At 37.8% G+C, this 22737-nt stretch carries 20 protein-coding genes; all 20 read left to right on the top strand.

Annotated elements, in window-relative coordinates; translation table 11 throughout:
* The first annotated feature begins 5 nt into the window (after window positions 1–5).
* The 20 genes from ACOZBY_RS02105 to nusA all read left to right on the top strand — a co-directional run bounded on the left by ACOZBY_RS02105 (window position 6) and on the right by nusA (window position 22690).
* Window positions 6–2078, top strand: coding sequence for a chemotaxis protein CheA (locus ACOZBY_RS02105; protein WP_036167447.1), 2073 nt, complete (start codon window positions 6–8; stop codon window positions 2076–2078).
* Window positions 2079–2105: 27 nt separating this feature from the next.
* A complete protein-coding gene (locus ACOZBY_RS02100; RefSeq protein ID WP_008180734.1) occupies window positions 2106–2552 on the top strand; it encodes a chemotaxis protein CheW in 447 nt (148 codons plus the stop codon).
* A 9-nt stretch (window positions 2553–2561) separates the two neighbouring features.
* Window positions 2562–3194 carry a chemotaxis protein CheC gene (locus ACOZBY_RS02095; protein WP_012293284.1) on the top strand — a complete coding sequence of 211 codons (633 nt, stop codon included), beginning with the start codon at window positions 2562–2564 and terminating at the stop codon, window positions 3192–3194.
* A complete protein-coding gene (locus tag ACOZBY_RS02090) occupies window positions 3194–3700 on the top strand; it encodes a chemotaxis protein CheD (RefSeq protein WP_012293285.1) in 507 nt (168 codons plus the stop codon). Before ACOZBY_RS02095 ends, ACOZBY_RS02090 begins: the two co-directional genes overlap by 1 nt.
* Window positions 3700–4071: a hypothetical protein gene (locus ACOZBY_RS02085; protein ID WP_036160966.1), complete on the top strand. Its 372-nt coding sequence runs from the start codon at window positions 3700–3702 to the stop codon at window positions 4069–4071. The genes ACOZBY_RS02090 and ACOZBY_RS02085 overlap by 1 nt, the downstream gene beginning before the upstream one ends.
* Before the next feature lie 704 nt (window positions 4072–4775).
* Complete coding sequence (locus ACOZBY_RS02080; protein WP_008180720.1) at window positions 4776–5546, top strand: FliA/WhiG family RNA polymerase sigma factor; 771 nt, start codon at window positions 4776–4778, stop codon at window positions 5544–5546.
* A 23-nt stretch (window positions 5547–5569) separates the two neighbouring features.
* The gene (locus ACOZBY_RS02075; protein WP_012293288.1) at window positions 5570–5878 is read left to right on the top strand and encodes a hypothetical protein; all 309 of its coding nucleotides are present in this window, start codon (window positions 5570–5572) and stop codon (window positions 5876–5878) included.
* A 9-nt stretch (window positions 5879–5887) separates the two neighbouring features.
* The gene (locus ACOZBY_RS02070) at window positions 5888–6463 is read left to right on the top strand and encodes a hypothetical protein (protein ID WP_031418999.1); all 576 of its coding nucleotides are present in this window, start codon (window positions 5888–5890) and stop codon (window positions 6461–6463) included.
* 156 nt (window positions 6464–6619) lie between these two features.
* On the top strand, window positions 6620–7339 hold the full coding sequence (gene rpsB / locus ACOZBY_RS02065; protein WP_004269262.1) for a 30S ribosomal protein S2: 720 nt from the start codon (window positions 6620–6622) through the stop codon (window positions 7337–7339).
* A gap of 102 nt (window positions 7340–7441) precedes the next feature.
* Window positions 7442–8329, top strand: coding sequence for a translation elongation factor Ts (tsf, locus tag ACOZBY_RS02060; RefSeq protein WP_012293292.1), 888 nt, complete (start codon window positions 7442–7444; stop codon window positions 8327–8329).
* Window positions 8330–8543: 214 nt separating this feature from the next.
* Window positions 8544–9269: a UMP kinase gene (pyrH, locus tag ACOZBY_RS02055; RefSeq protein ID WP_012293293.1), complete on the top strand. Its 726-nt coding sequence runs from the start codon at window positions 8544–8546 to the stop codon at window positions 9267–9269.
* Window positions 9269–9826, top strand: a complete 558-nt coding sequence (gene frr / locus ACOZBY_RS02050) for a ribosome recycling factor (RefSeq protein ID WP_031419001.1) — start codon at window positions 9269–9271, stop codon at window positions 9824–9826. Before pyrH ends, frr begins: the two co-directional genes overlap by 1 nt.
* Window positions 9827–10141: 315 nt before the next feature.
* Window positions 10142–10936 carry an isoprenyl transferase gene (locus ACOZBY_RS02045; protein WP_008181400.1) on the top strand — a complete coding sequence of 265 codons (795 nt, stop codon included), beginning with the start codon at window positions 10142–10144 and terminating at the stop codon, window positions 10934–10936.
* Window positions 10933–11733, top strand: coding sequence for a phosphatidate cytidylyltransferase (locus ACOZBY_RS02040; protein WP_012293296.1), 801 nt, complete (start codon window positions 10933–10935; stop codon window positions 11731–11733). Before ACOZBY_RS02045 ends, ACOZBY_RS02040 begins: the two co-directional genes overlap by 4 nt.
* Window positions 11734–11795: 62 nt before the next feature.
* The gene (gene dxr / locus ACOZBY_RS02035) at window positions 11796–12941 is read left to right on the top strand and encodes a 1-deoxy-D-xylulose-5-phosphate reductoisomerase (protein ID WP_012293297.1); all 1146 of its coding nucleotides are present in this window, start codon (window positions 11796–11798) and stop codon (window positions 12939–12941) included.
* A gap of 46 nt (window positions 12942–12987) precedes the next feature.
* Entirely contained in the window at window positions 12988–14250 is a 1263-nt protein-coding gene (gene rseP / locus ACOZBY_RS02030) for an RIP metalloprotease RseP (protein ID WP_012293298.1), read from the top strand.
* 148 nt (window positions 14251–14398) lie between these two features.
* The gene (locus ACOZBY_RS02025; RefSeq protein ID WP_012293299.1) at window positions 14399–16105 is read left to right on the top strand and encodes a proline--tRNA ligase; all 1707 of its coding nucleotides are present in this window, start codon (window positions 14399–14401) and stop codon (window positions 16103–16105) included.
* A 272-nt stretch (window positions 16106–16377) separates the two neighbouring features.
* On the top strand, window positions 16378–20709 hold the full coding sequence (locus tag ACOZBY_RS02020) for a PolC-type DNA polymerase III (protein ID WP_422761375.1): 4332 nt from the start codon (window positions 16378–16380) through the stop codon (window positions 20707–20709).
* A 340-nt stretch (window positions 20710–21049) separates the two neighbouring features.
* Window positions 21050–21520, top strand: coding sequence for a ribosome maturation factor RimP (gene rimP, locus ACOZBY_RS02015; protein ID WP_012293301.1), 471 nt, complete (start codon window positions 21050–21052; stop codon window positions 21518–21520).
* Window positions 21521–21550: 30 nt separating this feature from the next.
* The gene (nusA, locus tag ACOZBY_RS02010; RefSeq protein ID WP_012293302.1) at window positions 21551–22690 is read left to right on the top strand and encodes a transcription termination factor NusA; all 1140 of its coding nucleotides are present in this window, start codon (window positions 21551–21553) and stop codon (window positions 22688–22690) included.
* Window positions 22691–22737 lie beyond the last annotated feature (47 nt).

Raw genomic sequence — 22737 nt, 5'->3', positions numbered from 1 at the left:
CTCTTATGGAAGTCAATCAATATTTAGAGATGTTTATCGAAGAAAGTAAAGAGCATTTACAAGCATGTAGTGAACATTTATTAGCATTAGAAAAAAATCCAGATGATTTGGCAATTGTTGGGGAAATATTCCGATCTGCCCATACTTTAAAAGGTATGTCTGCCACAATGGGTTTTGAAGATTTAGCCGATTTAACACATAAAATGGAAAATGTTTTAGATGCAATTCGTAATGAAAAAATCCATGTAACACCTGAAATTTTGGATGTGGTCTTTGAATCTGTTGACCATCTAGAAGAAATGGTTATGGATATTGCGAACGGCGGTGATGGTAAACGTGATGTGTCAGCAACTGTCGCTCAACTTAAGCGAATAGAGTTAGGTGAGGAAGCAGTACCAGAGGTGGTTGCAACCGTTGCAGAACCAGCATCTGTGGAATGTGTTTTAGAATATGATAGTTTTGAACAAACAGTTATCACACAATCGGCTGAACAAGGTTTCCATGCCTATGAAATTTCAGTAAAATTACGAGAAGATTGTCTATTAAAGGCTGCACGTGTATTTATGGTCTTTGAGATTTTAGAAAAAGATGGAGAGGTTATTAAATCGAGTCCATCTGTTGAAAAGCTAGAAGATGAACAATTTGATCAACAGTTTTATGTAGCCTTTGTGACAAAAGAATCAGCAGAAGATATGCAGAAAAAGATCATGAAAGTTTCAGAGGTTGAAGAAGTTATTGTTACAGCAATTGACCAAAAGAAATTTAGTGAAAGAGAATATGAATCACAGCAAGAAGTGGCTGCAACTGCATTGGCTGTAGCGGAAGTAGAATCTACATCTACTCCTGACCCTTCTAAACCTGAACCAGTCGCGCAGTCTGTAAAAACAGCAGCACCAGCAAAGGCTGAAAAAAATCATGCACCTGTTGGGAATAAAACGATTCGTGTAAATATTGAACGTCTTGATATTTTAATGAATTTGTTTGAAGAACTTGTCATTGACCGTGGTCGATTACAATCTATTGCCACAGAGGTAAACCATGGTGAACTAAACGAAACTGTGGAGCGAATGAGCCGTGTTATGGGTGATTTGCAAACAATCATTTTAACAATGCGTATGGTGCCAGTTGAAACAGTGTTCAACCGTTTCCCAAAAATGATTCGTCAGCTATCACGAGATTTAAATAAGAAAATTAATCTTGAAATTATTGGTGCTGAAACAGAGCTAGATCGTACAGTTATCGATGAAATTGGTGACCCGCTTGTTCACTTAATCCGAAATTCTGTAGACCATGGCATTGAGAACCCAACATCGCGCCGTGCAAAAGGTAAGCCAGAAGAAGGTACGGTTGTCCTACGAGCTTACCATAGTGGGAACTATGTCTTTATTGAAATTGAAGATGATGGTGCAGGAATTAATCGTGATAAAGTACTAGCGAAAGCTATTTCAAAAGGTATTGTGACGCAAGAACAATCTTACTCAATGTCTGATAATCAAATCAATGAGCTTATTTTAGCTTCAGGCTTCTCGACTGCTGATGTCATTTCTGATGTATCTGGTCGTGGAGTAGGGTTAGATGTTGTTAAAACGACGATTGAATCTCTTGGCGGTAATATTTCAATTGAATCGACACAAGATGTTGGTTCCATCTTTTCTATCCAATTACCACTAACATTATCGATTATTTCTGTCATGCTTGTGGAAATTGAAAAAGAAATTTATGCAATTCCATTATCATCTATTATTGAAACATCTATTATCCGTTCATCGGAGATTATGAATGCGCATAATCAAAAAGTAATCGACTTCCGTGGCAAGGTTGTACCGTTGGTATTCTTAGAGGAAATCTTTGAAGTACCTCGTACAGAGCCGCAAGATGAAGAATTCCATTCAGTAGTGATTGTTCGCAAAGGTGAAAAACTTGCTGGTTTAGTGGTGGATTCCTTCATTGGACAACAAGAAATTGTCTTGAAGTCTTTAGGAAATTACTTAACAAATATTTTTGCTATTTCAGGTGCGACTATTTTAGGAAATGGTAAAGTAGCCTTAATTGTGGATTGTAACGCATTAATAAAATAAGGTGAATGAATAAGAGAGGTGTAAAAGATGACAAACGCAGTGGAACAAGAAAGTATTAAAGTAATTGTATTTCAACTAGCCAATAAAGAATATGCAATTCCAGTGTCCCATGTTCAGGGTATAGAAAAGTTAATGCATATTACGCGTGTACCGAAAACGGCGAAATATGTAAAAGGTGTTATCAATCTTCGCGGAGTCGTAACACCAATAGTGGATTTACGTGAACGCTTTGAATTACCTATTTCAGAACATGAGGAAACAACTCGCATTATCATTATCTCACTAGAAGATATGGAAGTAGGCTTTGTTGTAGATTCAGCAAACGATGTAATTGATATTCCTGCAAGTGCGATTGAACCACAACCAGAAGTTGTTGGCTCACTTGAGGAAGAATTTATTTCAGGTGTTGCTAAAGTAGAAAAACGATTATTAATCTTATTACATTTAGAAAAAGTATTAAATCCACTAAAGTAGGGATCGATCATGACATTTAATCAAAAGATTACCTCGCTACATTTAGATGTATTAAAGGAAATTGGCAATATTGGTGCTGCGCATGCCGCGACAGCACTTTCCAATTTACTTGGGAAAAAAATTGATATGCGTGTGCCAAAGGTAGAAATGGTGTCCTTTAACGATATGATGGAATTAGCTGGCGGATCAGAAAATGTCGTTGTTGGTATTTACCTTCGCATTGAAGGTGATGCTGAAGGAAGTATGTTCTTTATACTCCCTATTGAACAGGCAAACCGTTTTATTCGTCGACTCATTCATGATGAGACATTTGATTTTAAAAAACGACCTGTTTCTGAACTAGGGTTATCAGCTATGCAAGAAATGGGAAATATTTTATCAGGTTCCTATTTATCTGCCTTATCGGACTTCACTAATTTGAAAATTTATCCAACTGTGCCAGGCCTAAGCGTTGATATGTTTGGTGCAATTATAAGTATTGGTTTAATAGAATTATCACATGTAAGTGATAATGTCATTGTTATAAATACATCCATTTTTGAAGAAGGTGTAGAAGACCATGAAACTGTGAGAGGTCATTTCTTCCTATTACCAGATCCCGACTCATTTGATGCTATTTTTAAAGCATTAGGGGTTTCCTGATGATGCTAAGCAGTAATAGTGGGCAAGTGGTTAAAGTAGGAATTGCACAAATGGATGTAGTAAAGCTACCTAACACGATTCGAACTTCTGGTCTGGGTTCTTGTGTTGGCGTTATTTTATATGATGAGTCAAAAAAAATTGCTGGTTTAATCCATGTGATGTTACCAGATTCAAGCTTGGGAAGATCTGAGTCAATCAATGTAGCAAAATTTGCAGATTCGGGAATAGCAGCAATGATTGATCTATTAAAATTAGAGGGCGTTCAAAAATTTAAACTAAAGGCAAAAATTGCTGGGGGCGCACAGATGTTTCAATTTACTTCGGACAAAGATTCGATGCGCATCGGTCCTCGTAATGTAGAAGCTGTTAAAAATGAATTGAAAAGACATGGAATTCCTTTAGTGGCCGAGGATACTGGTGGAAACAGTGGTAGAACGATTGAATTTAATCCTGCCACATCGTCATTACATATTCGAACAGTTAACCAAGGAGTGAGCGAAATCTAATGTTTGGTTCCATATTTTATAACCTATGGGGAGCATTAATAGCTTTTACTATATATTTTTTTAGTACATTTCAAAAGCCTTACACTCCCCTTCGAGTCATTATCGGATCTTTTATCACAGCAATCATTGTATTCCTTGTGATGTATATCGTACGTACTTTAATAGCATACATATTGTATACGCCAGAGGTAAATGAGGAAGCAGTGGAAGGTGAACTAGGAGACAATGAACAAACGACTCCTGAAGGCACAAATCAAGAAGTTGCTTCCGCTAATTCAACCGTTGAATTTCAAGATGAGAACTCAGAGGAGATTGCACAAGTGGTTCGAACGATGATGAATCGAGAAGAAGAACAACAAGTGAATGCTTAAAACAGAGAGTCGCCATGAGCGGCTCTTTTTTATTTGATCGCTCAGGAAAAACTGTATGGTAGGGGGAAACTTTTGTGAAATTTACTAGTGCAAACATAGTCTTAGTGGATGCTTCTTGCTGCTGAAGCAATCGCCCGCAACTCCCAACGTAAGATAATTATCTTTAATGGTCATATCGTATCTAATTTTATGGAAAGCAATAATGTCAAAAGTGGTACTATTACGCTTCGGTCAACTAGCCATCCTTTTTTGGGCTGTTATAGACAAATGGTGAGTATATTGCAATTTTAAAGGTATTTATACCTGAAAAAATCAATAGATAAAGAGTCAAAATACTTCTTATAAGAATTAGTATATATGTAAAAAGAACTAACAAAATTGAAAAGTAAAAGCTTAATAATTTAGACATATTTTTAAACTGTATACTAGGTTAATGTATAACAGGGGGACAATTATAATTTGTTTGTATAAAACGAAGAGAGACTAAGAGAAACAAATGAAATTATAGTCGATTTTTGTTATAATAGTAGGAAAGATGGCAATAGCTTATCCATTTTTTTACTCTGTTGCGTGATGCTAAGAGTAGAACGGTTATGGATTTTATAAAAAATAATGGAGAAATCCTTATGAAAGAAAAGTTTTATGAGCGCAAGTAGTCAGTGGCAAACGGGCGCGTAAAGGCGTTTTTTAGAGAGGTGGATTTCATGACACAACCAATTCTGAACGATGAGCAAAAACTGTGGAATCGCTGGATACATGAGCGTGATCCAGATGCTGGTGATTTACTCATAAAAAAATATATTTCTTTAGTATCTTATCATGTTCAACGTATTAGTGCGGGTTTACCAAAGAGTGTATCTCGAGATGATTTAACGAGCTTAGGAATGATAGGATTATTTGATGCATTAAATAAATTTGATATTAATAGAGATTTGAAATTTGATACATATGCTTCATTTAGAGTAAGGGGAGCCATTATAGACGGGCTTCGTAAGGAAGATTGGCTACCACGCTCAGCGCGAGAAAAAGCCAAAAAATTAGATGCTCAGATTGAGCAATTAGAGCAAAAATATATGCGTCATGTTACACCTGAGGAACTTGCGAAGCATATGGAAGTACCTGTGGAAGATGTTTATCAGACAGTACAAGAGCATTTTTTTTCTAATGTTCTTTCCATTAATGAACAACAAGACCAAGAAGAGGTAGATGGAAAGTCGTTTGTCATACGAGACGATACGACAAAAACACCTGAACAATCGGTGGTTAAATCAGAGTTATTAGATGATTTAGCAGAAAATATTCAGAAGCTTAATGAAAAAGAACAATTGGTTCTAAGTTTATTTTATACGGAGGAACTAACTTTGACTGAAATTGGTGAAATGCTTGAATTATCAACATCACGTATTTCCCAAATCCATTCCAAAGCGCTTTTAAAGTTACGTAAATTATTATCTAGCGAAATGATGAATGCGTAAATATCCTTGAGGGAGAGATTCCGATGAGTTTAAAAGGGGTTGAATTGCAAATTGCGATTCCTAAAACATTTGAAGCTGGGAAAATGGCTGATCAAGTACAACAACAAGCTTTAGCTCAACAAGCACATGCCAATGAAGCGTTAAAAAAGGAAATAGAACGCAAGCAAAAAATTGTCAATACATCAGAAGGTATGGATGAAATAAATGAGGATGAAGATGCAGGTGGCGAATACTTAACGGATATTTACAAAAAGAAGAAAAAGCAACAGGATCAACAAGAAAAACAGGCACAACATCCGTTTAAAGGTAATTTCGTGGATTTTAGTGGATAGGAGTTTACAATGACAACCATACTAATAGCGGTACTATTCTTTTTACAGCTACTTACATTTTACTTCCTTATTATTTTAAATACTAAGCTAGCAAAATTTAAGGATTTAGAAAAGAAGCAAGAACGCTTAATGAGTGAAATGGACGATACCATTAGTGTCTATTTAACAGAAATGAAAGATGAAAACGACCGTCTTATTAAAGAACTACAAAATGTCTCACCTTCAGAGTTAGCAGCAACTAGCGTTCAGCAAACCGTAAGCTATGAACCTCAGCAGGAGCAGGCTTATTCGGCAGCAGAGCAAGAGCTGAAAAAGGACCGTCCATTAAGCTTAGATAAAGATGCTAGGCTCTATGTTCCTAAAAATATTGTAGCCAATGCTTATTCCCGTCAGAGACAGACAACTGAAACAATAGCTTCCTCACCGATGCCTTTAAAAGTAGAGCAAAAGGAAGAAGTTAAAGAGCTAACAATGGAGCAACAGGCATTAAATTTAGCTAAGCAGGGTAAATCAACAGAAGAAATAGCGAAACAGCTGCAAAAGGGAAAAACAGAAATCGAGCTTTTACTGAAATTTCATCACTAAATTGTTGCTAACTGGGAAAAGCTATGATATAGTTGCAAATGGTGTTATTACTACACACGCATTTTGATGTAGTAAGTGGTGCTCTAAGATTAGGGTAGCTTGTTGCAGAAGATAAATGCGGAGGATAAAAACCAAACATACTAGGAGGAAATTCACATGTCAGTAATTTCTATGAAACAATTACTTGAAGCTGGTGTACATTTCGGTCACCAAACTCGTCGTTGGAACCCAAAAATGAAGAAATATATCTTCGTAGAACGTAACGGGATTTACATCATCGACTTACAAAAAACTGTTAAAAAATTAGAGGAAGCTTATGACTTCATGCGTCAAGTTGGTCAAGACGGTGGTAAAGTTCTTTTCGTTGGTACGAAAAAACAAGCACAAGAAGCGATCAAAGATGAAGCTGAACGTTCAGGCAACTACTACATCAACCAACGTTGGTTAGGTGGTACTCTTACTAACTTCGGTACAATTCAAAAACGTGTTGCACGTATGAAACAAATCGAAAAAATGGAAGAAGAAGGTACTTTCGAAGTTCTTCCTAAAAAAGAAGTAATCCAACTTAAAAAAGAACACGAGCGTCTAATCAAATTCTTAGGCGGTATCCGTGATATGCACGATCTTCCAGACGTAATGTTCGTGGTTGACCCACGTAAAGAACGTATTGCGGTTGCTGAAGCTCGTAAATTAAACATCCCTCTAGTAGGTATTGTTGATACAAACTGTGATCCAGATGAAATCGACTACGTAATCCCTGCTAACGATGATGCTATTCGCGCTGTTAAACTTTTAACTGCTAAAATGGCTGACGCTTTAATCGAGTCAAAACAAGGTGAAGAAGAAGCTCCAGCTGTAGAAGCTGCTGCTGAGTAATTCACGTTTACAAAAAGGTGATAAGTGGCTCAAAACCCTTATCACCTTTTTTAGAACCTATCATTAAAACTTTGTTCAACCAATTTGAGGAGGAAACACTAAATGGCAAACATTACTGCACAATTAGTAAAAGAATTACGCGAAAAAACTGGCGCTGGTATGATGGATTGTAAAAAAGCGCTAGTACAAACTGATGGCGATCTAGAAGCTGCAATCGATTTCCTACGTGAAAAAGGTCTTTCTTCAGCTGCTAAAAAAGCTGACCGTATCGCTGCGGAAGGTACTACTTACATTTTAGAACAAGGTAACGAAGCAATCATCCTTGAAGTTAACGCTGAAACTGACTTCGTTGCAAAAAACGACAAATTCCAAGTATTGGTTTCATCTTTAGCGGAGCAATTACTTACTGCGAAACCAGCATCAGTTGAAGCTGCTCTAGAGCTTACAAATGCTGAAGGTGTAAAAATTGAAGATCAAATTTCTACAGCTGTTGCAACAATTGGAGAAAAAATCACACTTCGTCGTTTTGAAATCAAAACAAAAACGGATGCAGATTCATTCGGTGCTTACTTACACATGGGAGGCCGTATTGGCGTATTAGTAACTTTAGAAGGTTCTACTGATGCATCAGCAGCGAAAGATGTTGCAATGCACATCGCTGCAATCAACCCAACTTATGTTTCTCGCGATGAAGTTTCTGCTGAAGAAGTTGAACGTGAGCGTAAAGTATTAACTGAGCAAGCTCTTAACGAAGGTAAACCAGAAAACATCGTTGCTAAAATGGTTGAAGGTCGTCTTGGTAAATATTTCGAAGACGTGTGCCTACTTGATCAATCATTCGTTAAAAACTCTGACCAAAAAGTACGTGATTTCGTAGCTTCTACTGGTGGTTCAGTAAACGGCTTTGTACGTTATGCTGTAGGTGAAGGTATCGAAAAGCGTGAAGATAACTTTGCAGAAGAAGTAATGAGCCAAGTTAAAGGTAACTAATTTAGCGGGCATTTGATCCTAATCAAATAATATCTAGATTTTCTAGAAAAAAATGGGGAACACAACATAGCGTGTTCCCTATTTTTCCGAAATGAACGAAAATAGTAATAGAATTTTCTATTCTGCCTTATTCTCAACTAGCAATTATTGTTAGATATACTATAATGGAAAAGGGAATAGAGATTTTTTAAATAAAGTCTTACGGAGGTTTACAATGAGTGTACCGCAATATAAACGAGTAGTTATTAAACTAAGTGGTGAAGCGTTAGCTGGAGAAGCGGGCTTCGGTTTATCACCAAAAATAATCAAGTCTGTTGCAGAAGAAGTAAAAGAAGTAGTGGATCTTGATGTAGAAGTTGCTGTTGTTGTAGGTGGCGGTAATATATGGCGTGGAAAAATAGGTAGTGAAATGGGGATGGATCGTGCAGCAGCTGACTATATGGGCATGCTTGCAACTGTAATGAACTCCCTAGCTTTACAAGATGCTCTTGAAAAATTAGGCATTGAAACACGTGTTCAATCTTCTATCGTGATGACTCAAGTAGCGGAGCCATACATTCGTCGTAAAGCAGTTAGACATCTTGAGAAAAAGCGTGTCGTTATCTTTGCAGCAGGGACAGGTAATCCGTTCTTCTCAACCGATACGACGGCAGCATTACGTGCAGCAGAAATTGATGCAGATGCGATTTTAATGGCTAAAAACAATGTTGACGGCGTTTATTCAGCAGATCCAAAAGTGGATACAACAGCCATTAAATATGATACACTCACATACTTAGACGTTATCCAACAAGGCTTACAAGTAATGGATTCAACAGCTTCTACCCTATGTATGGATAATGATATTCCACTAATTGTTTTCTCAATTACGGAACCAGGCAACATTAAACGTGCTGTACTAGGCGAAAAAATCGGAACAGTTGTTAGGAGGAATGCATAATGGCAAAACAAGTATTAGAACAAGCAAAAGAAAAAATGAACAAAACAATTGCAGCTTTCACACGTGAACTATCTTCAATTCGTGCAGGGCGTGCTAACGCATCGTTATTAGATCGTATTATGGTTGATTATTATGGCGCCCCGACACCAATTAATCAGCTTGCGGGTGTTTCTGTACCAGAAGCTCGCTTATTAGTGATTACACCTTATGATAAAACAATTTTAGGTGAAATTGAAAAAGCAATTATGAAATCAGATATCGGTATCACACCAACAAATGATGGCTCTATCATTCGCTTAATGATTCCTGCTCTTACTGAAGAGCGTCGTAAAGATTTAGTGAAGCAAGTGAAAAAAGAAGCAGAAGACGCAAAAATTGCTGTACGTAATGTACGTCGTGATGCGAATGATGATTTGAAAAAACTTGAAAAAGCTGGCGAAATCACAGAAGACGATCTACGTGGCTATGGTGATGATATTCAAAAATTAACAGATGAATTCATTGTCAAAGTGGATCAAGTAACGAAAGATAAAGAAAAAGAAATTTTAGAAGTGTAAAACAAACGTTTTACATGTCTATGATGGAACTTTTTGATGAGATGAAGGCGTCCTATACATAACAGGACGTCTTTTCTCTTTACCATTCGAATATGAGCTGAATCATAGAGAAAAGCATAGATGAAATATACAAAGCTGTGCATCACATAAATATTGATTAATTTTTTAACAAACTTATTCTTTAAAAATGTGTATAGTTCTAAAATACGCTAGTACATACATAGTCAATTTAGAGGGGAAAAAAAAGACAAAAAGCGCTTTTGTTTGTTATGATAGGTTAGTATACGTCCGATTAGTTGTAGTGGGGGAGTTAGCATGTTTAAAAAGCTATTAGGTAAACAAATAAATATGGATACACTATCATTGGAGGAGCGTGTGGCCCTAACTAAAAGCGAGCCGATTCCTGCCCATGTAGCGATTATTATGGACGGAAATGGACGTTGGGCAAAAAAACGAGCTATGCCCCGTGTTGCTGGTCATCATGAGGGAATGAAGACCGTACGTAAGGTCACGAGATTTGCGTCAGATTTAGGCATTAAGGTATTAACCGTATATGCGTTTTCCACTGAAAACTGGAAACGGCCAAAACCTGAAGTAGATTTTTTGATGCGGCTACCAGTCGAGTTTTTAGGTTCCTTTTTACCCGAGATGATGGAACGCAATGTACGTGTCGAAATGATTGGAGATCCATCTTTATTACCTGCCCATACACAAAAAGCGTTGTATGAGGCAATGGAAGAAACGAAGCATAATACAGGTCTTATTTTAAATTTCGCCCTGAATTATGGAAGTCGTTCTGAGATGGTTAATGCCATGAAAATGATGCTTCAAAAAGTACAGGACGGTCAATTAACAATGCAAGACCTAACAGAAGAATGCTTAACATCTCATTTAATGACGGCCCATTTGCCTGAACCGGATTTATTAATTCGTACAAGTGGTGAAGTGCGCTTAAGTAACTTTATGCTTTGGCAGCTTGCCTATACAGAATTTTGGTTTACAGATACATTGTGGCCAGATTTTAGTGAGGAAACCTTACTGGAAGCGGTGGAAAACTATCAAAAACGTAATCGCCGTTATGGTGGGTTGAAGGGAGAAGAAACAACTTGAAACAACGAATTATTACCGCAATAATTGCAGCAGCATTTTTCATACCATTCGTTATTTATGGAAAAGTACCATTTGCCATACTTGTGCTAGCAATGGCTATTGTCGGTTTTTATGAAATACTTAAAATGAAAGGTATTTCCATTTTTTCTGTGCCTGGCTTTTTAGGGCTGGTCACTTTAATTTTGCTTGTTATCCCGAAGGACTGGAGTGAAAAGGTTGTAGACTTAATAGGCTATTCGTCTACTCTAATGGTAGTCTATGGTCTGATGATGCTACTCCTTATTTATGTAGTCTTGGTAAAAAATAAAATAACTTTTGATGAAGTTGGTTTTATTTTATTAGGCGCATTTTATGTGGGCTTAGGGTTCCATTACTTAATTGAAACAAGAAATGTAGGTTTAGAGTATGTTGTCTATTGTTTATTGGTCGTTTGGACAACGGATTCAGGTGCCTATTTTGTCGGAAGAAAATTTGGTAAGAACAAGTTATGGCCTGAAATCTCACCAAAGAAAACGATTGAAGGCTTCATCGGTGGAATTGTCATTGCTGTCATTTTCGCTGTCGGTATGCAACTTATTTACCCATTTGCAAATGGTTATATAACACTTGTATTCGTAACAATTTTCGCCTCCATTATTGGTCAGATGGGCGATTTGGTGGAATCTGCTATTAAGCGTCATTTTGATGTAAAGGATTCAGGTAATATTTTACCGGGGCATGGCGGGATATTAGATCGCTTCGATAGTCTATTGTTCGTTGTGCCTTTACTTCATTTTTTACATTTGTTTGGTAATTAATCCGAACTATAAAGGACTTCTATTCATACATTTGCTTAGATAGAAAAAGGGGACAATGTGTTGTGAAAAAAATTAGTTTATTAGGTGCAACTGGTTCAATCGGTTGGCAAACCTACGATATTTTAAAAGAACAACGTGAAGCTTTTCAATTAGTTGCTTTCTCTTCAGGGAAAAATATGGAGAAAACACGAGAAATGATTGATAACTTAAAGCCCGAATTAGTTTCTGTGCAGCTAGAAGAAGATGCGCTACTGCTTGCTAAGGAGTATCCGACTATTCACTTCACATTTGGCGCACAAGGCTTAGTTGAGGTTGCTACACATCCGGCTTCGACAGTTCTTGTTAATGCTGTACTTGGAAGTGTTGGGCTGGAATCCACTTTAGCAGCCATTCGAATGGGAAAAACAATTGCGATTGCAAATAAAGAAACACTTGTGACAGCTGGACATTTAGTAATGGCTGAAGCGAAAAAATACAACGCAACTATTTTGCCAGTTGATAGTGAGCATTCTGCTATCTTCCAATCGATGAATGGTGAAAACCCCAAAGATATTGAACGTTTAATTATTACTGCTTCAGGTGGTAGCTTCCGCGATAAAACACGGGACCAATTAAAACATGTGACTGTGGCTGACGCACTGAATCACCCGAATTGGTCTATGGGCGCAAAGATTACGATAGATTCTGCAACAATGATGAATAAAGGTTTAGAAGTAATTGAGGCGCATGTTTTATTCGATATGCCATATGAAAAAATAGATGTACTTTTGCATAGAGAAAGTATTATTCACTCTCTAGTTGAGTATCATGATACTAGTGTGATTGCACAATTAGGCACACCAGATATGCGCGTTCCTATCCAATATGCTTTAAGTTACCCTGATCGTATCCCGTTACATAATGGTCAGAGACTAAATTTAGCGCAAATTGGTCAATTGCATTTTCAAGAAATGGACTTTGAACGTTACCCAGCATTGCGCTTAGCATACGAGGCTGGCCGTACTGGTGGAACCATCCTAACAGCAATGAATGCAGCAAATGAAGCAGCAGTTGCAGCTTTTTTACAAGGGAAAATAACATTCCTTCAAATCGATGAGACGATTGAACGTGTGATGCAAGCACACCAAAACATTGCAATACCAGATTTACAAACGATTTTACAGGTGGACAGTGAAACAAGAAAAATAGTGTTAGACATGGTAAAATAACGAGAGCAATGTATCGTTAACTAATCGCTTTTAAAGGTGGGGTATTATGCAAACAGCCATTGCATTTATTTTAATATTTGGTTTACTCGTCTTCTTCCATGAACTTGGACACTTCTTATTCGCCAAACGAGCAGGTATTCTAGTACGTGAATTTGCCATCGGTATGGGACCCAAGATTTATGGTAGAACACATGGAGAAACAATGTATACTATTCGTTTATTGCCTATCGGTGGATATGTACGAATGGCTGGCGAAGATATGGATGGCACTGAATTACAGCCAGGATATCGAATAGGGCTTGTTGTCAATGAAGATAATGTTGTTAAAAAAATTATTTTCAATCAAAATAATAAGCAATTACCAGATTTGTTATTTTTAGAAGTTGAGCGTGCTGATTTAGAAAAAGATTTGTTTGTAGAGGGCTATGATGAAGAAGAAAGATTAGTTCGTTATCAAGTAGCGAGAGATTGTATTCTTGTGGAAAATGGACGAGAGCTGGTCATTGCACCTCATGATCGTCAATTTAATGCAAAAACGGTTGGCCAACGAGCGATGACTATTTTCGCAGGTCCATTTTTTAACTTTATTCTAGCTTTTGTAATTTATTTAGTTATTGGATTAATTCACGGAGTTCCAACATATGAGCCAGTTATCTCTGAAGTTGTAGAAAATAATCCAGCTGCGGAGGCTGGGATGCTTGCAGGTGATAGAGTGACAGCCATTGATGGACAGGCTGTTGAAAAGTGGCAGGATTTAGCTGCAATTATTCAGGATCATCCAAACGAAGAGATTATGGTGACCGTAGATCGAGATGGACAATCTGTCAACTTAAACATGACTGTGAAGGAAGTCCAACAGGATGGAGAAAAGTATGGTCAAATTGGAGTGCTTTACGATAGCCCGAGAGAATTTAATCCTCTAAAGGCTGTTGTCTATGGGGCACAAGAAACCTATAATATGACTGTCAAAATATTTGAGCTTCTAGGTATGCTGATTACTGGTAAGTTTACAATAGACGCTTTATCCGGTCCTGTAGGTATTTATAAAGCAACCGAGCAAGTTGCTCAGTATGGAATTATGAACTTAATGAATTGGGCTGCAATGTTAAGTATAAATCTAGGAATTATGAACTTACTTCCATTACCTGCTTTAGACGGTGGTCGCTTATTATTCTTTGGTTTTGAAGCTTTACGTGGGAAACCAATTGACCGTCAAAAAGAAGGAATTGTCCATTTTGTAGGAATTGTTCTACTAATGATTTTAATGGTAGTTGTCACATGGAATGATATACAGAGATTTTTCTTTTAATTAATGACTAGTAAATTCTAACTTTACAATTAAAAGGAATTTTATTTATAGCTTTGGGCGCATTTTCTACGAAACATTGCGCTCAAAGCTAAATTTGTTTATGCTATTGAGAGTATAAACTTATCTATTAAAAAAGGTGGAACACTGAATGAAGCAAAGTAAAACATTTATCCCAACGTTACGTGAAGTACCTGCTGATGCTGAGGTAAAGTCACATAAGCAATTACTACGTGCAGGGTTTATTCGTCAAAATACAAGTGGGGTATACTCGTATTTACCGCTTGCAAAACGTGTGTTATCAAAAATTGAAACAATTATTCGAGAAGAGATGGAGGCCATCAATTCGATTGAGCTATTAATGCCATCTCTACAATCTGCTGAGCTTTGGCAAGAGTCAGGTCGCTGGGAAAAATACGGTCCAGAATTAATGCGCTTGAAAGACCGTCATGACCGTGATTTTGCATTAGGGCCAACACATGAAGAAGTAATTACAACGTTAGTACGTGATGAAATTAAATCTTATAAAAAATTACCGTTAACACTTTATCAAATTCAAACGAAGTTCCGTGATGAAAAACGTCCTCGCTTTGGTTTACTACGAGGAAGAGAATTTATTATGAAAGATGCGTATTCTTTCCATGCGTCTCGTGAAAGCTTAGATGAAACATATGATGATATGTATCGTGCTTATTCTAATATTTTCTCACGTCTTGGCTTAAACTATCGTGCTGTTATCGCAGATGCAGGGTCTATCGGCGGAAAAGGTACACATGAGTTCATGGTCCTTTCAGAAATTGGAGAAGATACAATTGCCTATTCAGATACATCTGACTATGCAGCAAATATTGAAATGGCTGAAGTTATTGCAGATTACCAGACATCTGATGAAGCATTAAAAGAAGTTGAAAAAGTAGCGACACCAGATCAAAAAACAATAGAGGAAGTTTCAGCATTCCTACAAGTAAAACCTGCCCATGTTATAAAATCTCTTGTTTTTGATGTAGATGGAGAGCTTGTAGTTGTTCTTGCGCGTGGAGATCATGAAATCAATGATATTAAATTGAAAAATGCGCTTGAAGCGGGTTCTGTAGAGCTTGCAAGTGAAGCAGCGATTCGTGAGCTATTAGGTTGTGGTGTTGGCTCCATTGGGCCAGTGAAGTTACCTGTAGACGTAAAAGTAGTAGCTGATCATGCGATTAAATCTATTCGTAATGGTATTGCAGGTGCGAATGAAGATGGATTCCATTTAGTAAATGTTAATCCTGAGCGTGATTTTGCTGTGAATGACTACTTAGATATTCGTTTTATTCAAGAGGGTGATCCTTCTCCAGATGGACAAGGTACGATTAAATTTGCGGAAGGCATTGAGGTTGGTCATATTTTTAAACTAGGTACTACATATTCTGCTAAAATGAATGGTACTTTCTTAGACGAGCAAGGGAAATCTCAACCATTTATTATGGGTTGCTATGGTATTGGTGTTTCTCGTATTCTAGCTGCGGTAGCTGAGCATTTCCAAGATGAAAATGGCTTCACTTGGCCAACACAATTAGCTCCATACGATATCCATGTTGTACCTGTAAATACTAAAGATGAAGTGCAAGTAGCTTTAGCAGATGAGCTTTACGGCTTACTAAAATCATATCGCTATGATGTACTACTAGATGACCGTGCTGAGCGTGCTGGCGTTAAATTTGCGGATGCTGATTTAATTGGTTTACCTGTTCGCGTAACAGTTGGTAAAAAAGCAACAGAAGGTATTGTGGAAGTGAAGTTCAGACAAACTGGAGAAACATTTGAATGGAAAAAGGAAGAAGTGATTGACCGCTTGAATGAATTTTTCCGTAAAAACTAATAACCTGTCATGATTGGTTTTAAATGGAAGTGAATGCTTCTAATAGAGGCTTTCATGTAATTTTGATAAAATAGGGATAAATAAATTCGCGACAATTCTGCGGGACAGTGAGCCAAGCAAACAAAACAGATAGTTTAGACTCTCTGTTAAGCTTGAAGAGCGCCCGCAGTGAGGGAGCGAATTTTTTTCTGGCATTCTTGTCCTATGTTGAAGATAAATTAGAATATGAGGCTTATATGGACTGCCTCCTCCTGAAAGTAGGTGTCGATAAATTGGAACAGCAACAAGAGGCAAGAACGAGATTTCGAATGCTTTTGCAGCAACTAGAGTTAACAGATGATGTGTACATGTCATTTTTCGAGGAAGGTGAGTTATCACGGCTAACAGTCCATAAAAAGGATAGACTATGGCATTTTACTATTCAATTGCGTGATATACTGCCATTTCCGCTTTACCAGCTTTTCCGTACCCATTTAACAGATAAATTTTCAGCAATCGCACAAGTTTATACAACCATTGAGACACAAGAGAAAAGTGTAACGGAGGAACTTGTTCAAGCTTATTGGCTAAATGTTGTCGAGCAAATTGATGAGATGGCACCAACTTTGAAAAATTGCCTCATCTCTCAAGTGCCGATGTGGAATGGTCAGAAAATTACATTGGCCTGTATGCAGGAAATGGAATTTATGATGTTAAAAACGAAGTATGCCGACAAGCTAGCAGATAGCTATTGTCAATTCGGTTTTCCAAAAATGGTGATAGACTTTGTACTTCAAGAACAAACTGAAGAAATGATTGCTGCTCAGGAAGCGTTTATGGAACAAAAACGTATGGAAGAAGCGGCTTTATCTCAACAAGCGATGCAGGACTTCCAAAAACGAGAGCAGGAGAAGAAGGACAATCCAGCTATTGCGAACCTTGGTGATCGTCCATTCCAGCTTGGTATGCATATTAAAGATGATGAAATTATGGAAATTAAACGCATTGTTGAAGAAGAACGCCGTGTTATTGTGGAAGGCTTTGTCTTTGATACGGAAATTAAAGTACTGAAAAGTGGCCGTTCTTTATTACAAATTAAAATTACTGACTATACGGACTCTATTATCGTCAAAATGTTCTCACGTGATAATGACGATGCCGAATTGATGCAGCACCTAAAAAAGGGAATGTGGGTTAAAGTTCGAGGCTCCGTCCAAACAGACACATTTATTCGTGATTTAATCGTCATGGCGAATGATATTAATGAAATAAAAAAAGAAACACGTCAGGATCTGGCACCAGAGGGTGAAAAGCGAGTAGAGCTACATTTGCATACACCGATGAGTCAAATGGACGCTGTGACGCCCGTTGATCGTCTTGTTGCACAGGCAGCAAAATGGGGTCATCCAGCAGTAGCTATTACAGATCATGCTGTTGTACAATCCTTCCCAGAAGCCTATGCAGCAGGGAAAAAACATGGCATTAAAGTAATTTATGGCTTGGAGGCTAATTTAGTCGATGATGGTGTACCTATTGCATATGCCCCAGAGCATCGCTTATTAGCAGATGCCACTTATGTTGTCTTTGACGTGGAAACAACCGGATTATCCACTGCTTACGATACAATCATTGAGCTGGCGGCAGTAAAGATTAAAGATGGCCATGTCATCGATAAATATGAAAGCTTTGCAAACCCACATCATCCGCTTTCAGCAACGACCATTGAATTAACAGGTATAACCGATGATATGGTTCGTCATGCCCCAGAAGTAGAGCAAGTCATTAAAGAGTTTCATGCATTTATTGGGGATGGGATTGTTGTTGCTCATAATGCGTCATTTGATATTGGTTTCTTATATACAGGCTATAAAAAATTTGGTCTTGAAGGAACAACACATCCAGTCATTGATACATTAGAATTAGCTAGATTACTTTACCCTACAATGAAAAATCACCGTTTAAATACACTTTGTAAAAAATTCAATATTGAATTAACACAACATCACCGAGCGATATACGATACAGAGGCGACAGGCTATTTACTTTTACAATTATTAAAAGATGCCGATGAATTAGTCATTAAATACCATGATGATTTTAATAAACATATCGGTGGTGGGGATGCCTATAAAAAAGGTCGACCGATGCATTGTACTATTTTAGCTGTTGATAATGCGGGCTTAAAGAATTTATTTAAAATTGTTTCACACTCCCATACAAAGACATTCTATCGAGTTCCTCGTGTGACACGAGCTGTTCTAGAGCAATATCGAGAAGGTTTATTAGTCGGTTCTGGTTGTAGTAATGGTGAATTATTTGAAACGATGATGAATAAATCACCGGAAGAAGCCGAACAGGTGGCAAAATTCTATGATTATATTGAGGTACAACCGAAGGCGGTATATGCACCATTAATTGAACGGAATGTCGTTCGTGATGAATGGACATTAGAGGATATCATTCGAAAGCTTGTTAAGTTAGGGAAGAAGCTCGATAAACCAGTTGTCGCAACGGGAAATGTTCATTATTTAGACCCAACTGATGCTATGTTTAGACAAATACTTGTTGGCTCTCAAGGTGGTGCAAACATCTTAAATCGATCCAAACTACCTGAGGTGCATTTTAGAACAACGGATGAAATGCTAAAAGAATTTGATTTCTTAGGACCAGATCTAGCTAAAGAAGTTGTTGTGACGAATGCACAAAAAGTAGCTGATAGCATTGGAGATGTTAAGCCGATTAAGGATGATTTATATACACCAAAAATTGAAGGCTCTGATGATGAAGTAACCAATTTAACGTATGAAATGGCTCATCATATTTACGGTGAGGAGCTACCCGAAATTGTAAAAGCTCGAATTGAAAAAGAACTAAAATCTATATTAGGACATGGTTTTGGTGTAATTTATTTAATTTCTGCGAAGCTGGTTAAGAAATCTTTAGCTGACGGTTATTTAGTAGGTTCTCGTGGTTCCGTAGGCTCTTCATTAGTGGCAACCTTTATGGAAATTACGGAGGTTAACCCATTGCCTCCGCATTATGTTTGTCCAAATTGTAAGCATTCCGAGTTTTTTGATGATGGTTCGGTTAGCTCAGGCTTTGATTTACCCAATAAAGACTGCTCAGAATGCGGAACACCTTATAAAAAAGATGGACAAGATATCCCATTCGAAACCTTCCTTGGCTTTAAAGGGGATAAGGTACCCGATATCGATTTAAACTTTTCTGGTGAATACCAGCCGAAGGCCCATAATTATACCAAGGTATTATTTGGTGAGGATTATGTGTACCGTGCAGGAACAATCGGTACGGTGGCGGAGAAAACAGCATATGGTTATGTCAAAGGCTATGCGAATGATCACAACTTACATTTCCGCGGAGCTGAGGTGGATCGTTTAGTGCAAGGATGTACAGGGGTTAAGCGAACTAGTGGGCAACACCCAGGGGGAATTATCGTAGTACCTGATTATATGGATATTTTTGATTTCACTCCAGTACAGTTCCCAGCAGATGCTCAGGATGCAGAATGGCGCACAACCCATTTCGACTTCCACTCGATTCATGATAATATTTTAAAACTAGATATACTTGGACACGATGATCCGACAGTTATTAGAATGCTACAGGATTTATCAGGAATAGATCCGAAAACGATTCCTACTGATGATCCTGTCGTTATGCAAATTTTTAGTTCACCTGAATCGTTAGGTGTAACTGAAAAACAAATTGGCTGTAAGACGGGAACATTAGGTATTCCTGAATTCGGTACTCGCTTCGTACGGCAAATGTTAGAGGATACAAAGCCTTCTACATTCTCAGAGCTTGTGCAAATTTCCGGATTATCTCATGGAACAGACGTATGGCTAGGTAACGCACAAGAATTAATTCATAACGGGACATGTGTCTTGAAAGAAGTAATTGGTTGTCGTGACGATATTATGGTGTATTTAATTTACCAAGGTCTAGAGCCATCGTTAGCATTTAAAATCATGGAGTCTGTACGTAAAGGGAAAGGCTTATCAGAGGAATTTGAAGCAGAGATGCTCGCCAATAAAGTACCAGGATGGTATATCGAGTCATGTAAAAAGATAAAATATATGTTCCCGAAAGCCCATGCTGCCGCATACGTATTAATGGCGGTTCGTATTGCTTGGTTTAAGGTCCATTTTCCAATCCTGTACTATGCAGCATATTTCACGGTACGTGCAGATGACTTTGATTTAATTGCTATGGTTCAAGGTTCACAAATGATTCGGGCCCGTATTGACGAAATCAATTTAAAAGGTCTAGATGCCTCTACAAAAGAAAAGAACTTATTAACAGTGATGGAGCTAGCACTGGAAATGTGTGAGCGAGGCATGAGCTTCCAAAAAGTTGACTTGTACCGCTCACAGGCAAGTGAATTTGTCATTGAAGGCAATTCATTAATTCCACCTTTTGATGCAATCCCAGGACTTGGTACGAACGTAGCCAAAACGATAGTGGCTGCTCGAGAAGATGGAGAGTTTTTATCGAAGGAAGATTTACAGCAACGCGGTCGTGTTTCGAAAACACTAATCGAATACATGGATCAGTTGGGCTGTTTGGAAGGAATGCCGGATGCTAATCAGCTATCACTCTTTTAAGGATCAATGAGCTGCTAATCATTCAAAGTTTGATCTGTAAAATCTAGTCATTTCAAAATCCTGTCACAATATGGTTATCTTTCATGAAGGAAATTTGCATTATACCAAGAACTATGCTATTCTAATGGTAATAATTTGTTGATATTTTTCCAGCAAAAGAGTGGGGCTTACCCGCTCTTTTCTGTTGTTATACCGTAGCAAAACAAATTTTGACTAACAGCAGGTAAGACCGTAAAATTTCACCAAAGCAACTGGTGGAATTTCTGTTTTATTATGGTTCATTACACCACCAATACTGTAATGAATGATTGACACGCTAGAATAGATACAGGAGGAAATAATGAGCAAAGTACCATCTTTAATTGAAGAGCTCGCTAAACCAATAGTAGATGAGTTAAATCTGGAGTTAGTGGATATTGAGTTCGTAAAAGAAGGACGTAACTGGTTTTTACGCGTCTATGTTGATACACCAGAAGGTGGCATCGACATTGACCAATGTGCTCAAGTAAGCGAACGACTAAGTTTGTTATTGGATGAAAAAGACCCAATTACACAAAACTATTATTTAGAAGTTTCATCACCTGGAGCGGAGCGTCCATTAAAAAAGGATGCTGATTTTGAAAAAGCAATTGGTAAGTTTATTTATGTAAAAACCTATAAGCCCATTAAGGACATGAAGGAATTCCAAGGCTACTTAACATCCTACGAGGAACATACATTAGTGATGGAAGTACGCATTAAAACGCGTAAAATTACAGTAACAATAGAACAAGAAAAAATCGCATTGGCACGACTAGCCATCGATTTTTAAGCATAATGCATATTTAGGAGTGAAAACAAAATGAGTAGTGATTTGTTAGATGCGCTGAATGCGCTAGAAGAACAAAAAGGAATTTCAAGAGATGTGTTGATTGAAGCAATTGAAGCGGCATTAGTTACAGCTTACAAACGCAACTTTAACCAAGCACAAAATGTTCGTGTGGACTTAAATTTAGATAAGGGCTCTATTCGTGTGTTTTCACGTAAAGATGTTGTGGAAGAAGTAGAGGACGATCGTCTACAAATTTCTTTAGAAGACGCAAAGGTTATTAACCCTGCTTATCAATTAGAAGATATCGTGGAACAAGAAGTAACGCCACGTAACTTCGGTCGTATTGCTGCACAAACAGCCAAACAGGTAGTAACACAACGTGTACGTGAAGCGGAACGTGGTTTAATCTACGAGCAATATGTCGATCGTGAAGATGATATCGTAACTGGTGTTGTGGAACGTTTAGATGCGCGAAATATTTATGTAGGTTTAGGAAAAGTTGAGGCTGCATTGCCAGTCAATGAACAAATCCAAGGCGAAACTTACCATCCACATGATCGCATTAAAGTGTATATTACAAAGGTTGAACGTACAACACGCGGTCCGCAAGTGATTGTATCTCGAACACATCCTGGCTTATTACGCCGATTATTTGAGATGGAAGTACCAGAAATTTATGAAGGAATTGTAGAGATTAAATCGATTGCTCGTGAAGCAGGAGATCGCTCAAAAATTTCTGTCTATGCACACAATGAAGAAGTAGATCCAGTAGGCTCTTGTGTGGGAGCTAAAGGTGCTCGTGTACAAACGATTGTTAACGAACTAAACGGTGAAAAAATCGATATCGTAGAATGGTCGGAAGATCCTGTTGTATTCGTTGCCAATGCGCTTAGTCCATCAAAAGTTTTAGATGTACAAGTAAACGAAGAAGAAAAATCTACAACGGTTGTTGTACCAGATTATCAATTATCACTAGCTATTGGTAAACGTGGACAAAATGCACGATTAGCTGCAAAGCTTACTGGCTGGAAAATTGATATTAAGAGTGAGACAGATGCACGTGAATTAGGTATCTATCCGTCTGCTACAAGCACTTTCGTACCTGCTGTGGATGAAGAAAGTGATTTTGAAGAAGTGGCAGTAGACTTATATCAGGACGACGAAGAATAAGTAAGAAAGCCCGTGTGACGAGTTAACTGACAGTATTCAGTGGGCCC

The organism is Lysinibacillus sp. NPDC056220 (genome assembly GCF_049315265.1).
Classification (GTDB): Bacteria; Bacillota; Bacilli; order Bacillales_A; family Planococcaceae; genus Lysinibacillus; species Lysinibacillus pinottii.
This window is presented reverse-complemented; position numbering and strand designations above follow the sequence as displayed.